The organism is Brachyspira sp. SAP_772 (assembly GCF_009755885.1).
Lineage (GTDB): Bacteria > Spirochaetota > Brachyspiria > Brachyspirales > Brachyspiraceae > Brachyspira.
The window spans coordinates 1-602 of record NZ_VYIX01000280.1 but is presented as its reverse complement, the minus strand read 5'-3'; the positions used below and the strand labels follow the sequence as shown (position 1 = coordinate 602).

1 pseudogene is annotated in these 602 nt (G+C 19.5%); it reads right to left on the bottom strand.

The window, feature by feature from the left end:
- Positions 1-403 (bottom strand): annotated as a pseudogene (locus tag GQX97_RS14025) (hypothetical protein); the annotation flags it as partial.
- Positions 404-602: the final 199 nt, after the last annotated feature.

Genomic DNA, 602 nt, shown 5'->3' with positions numbered 1-602 from the left:
TTATATTTGATATTCTCAATTGTGTTGATTTGCTTTCTATAAAATTTGTTAATTCCGGGTCAGCAATATCAATATCTCTATATCCCCATACAAGTGAATCTTTTGGTTTCGGCAGAAAATCAAAATTATATTTATATTTTTCTAATATATATGCTATAGAYACTAGTATGCTRTTTGGTGCTATTGCATAAAGTATAATTTTATCTTGCTTTGTGATATTTGCTTCTTCCAATTTTGATATTATTATATTTTTAAGTTTTTTTATAATATTATCATCTTTATATTTGTATATATTATATTCATTATCTAAGTCAATTTCTAAATCAACTTTTGGTATTTCTCCGAAGTTTTKAGAGACACCTCTTATAGAATGAAATATTTTAACATTTTTATTTTCAGCCATAAACATTACTCTTTTTTATATTAATTATATATTAGTATAATAAAAATTATTTAAATTTATTATTATATTTTTCATAATCATAGATTAATATGATTTTTTGTATATACTTATATATTATATCGGAGTTATTCTACAATAAAAAAATATTTTCATATATATTTTTGTATTTTAAACAATATTTTGGAGATTTTTTATTATG